This window comes from Shewanella sp. T24-MNA-CIBAN-0130, from assembly GCF_040310185.1.
GTDB lineage: Bacteria > Pseudomonadota > Gammaproteobacteria > Enterobacterales > Shewanellaceae > Shewanella > Shewanella psychromarinicola.
In genome coordinates this window covers 1-260 of record NZ_JBEOPP010000391.1, presented here as the reverse complement: position 1 = coordinate 260, position 260 = coordinate 1, and the positions used below count along the sequence as shown (strand labels likewise).

At 47.7% G+C, this 260-nt stretch carries 1 protein-coding gene; it reads right to left on the bottom strand.

Annotation, left to right across the window (positions count from 1 at the left end):
• On the bottom strand, positions 1–260 hold a 260-nt coding region (locus AAEZ02_RS22840; RefSeq protein WP_351125390.1), incomplete at both ends, for an acyl-CoA thioesterase domain-containing protein.

Sequence of the window (260 nt, the reverse complement as noted above, 5' to 3'; positions counted from 1 at the left end):
ATAATACAGTCTCGACCCCGACTACTCATAACCGCTTCTATCAGCTCGATCGTTTTGCCGGGGCGAATACAACGAGTCGTAATCGTAAAATCGCTGAGCGGAATGAGTCCCAAAATATCGAGACTGATACGAGCCACACGCATATTATTTTGTGGTTTAAAATGACTGAGCTCATAGGTCAACAGCCCTGTCGCTGGTGCCATATGTTGCTCGTGCTCATTCCAAGCGCCTTGCACGTTCTTGGTTGGCTGATAATAGGC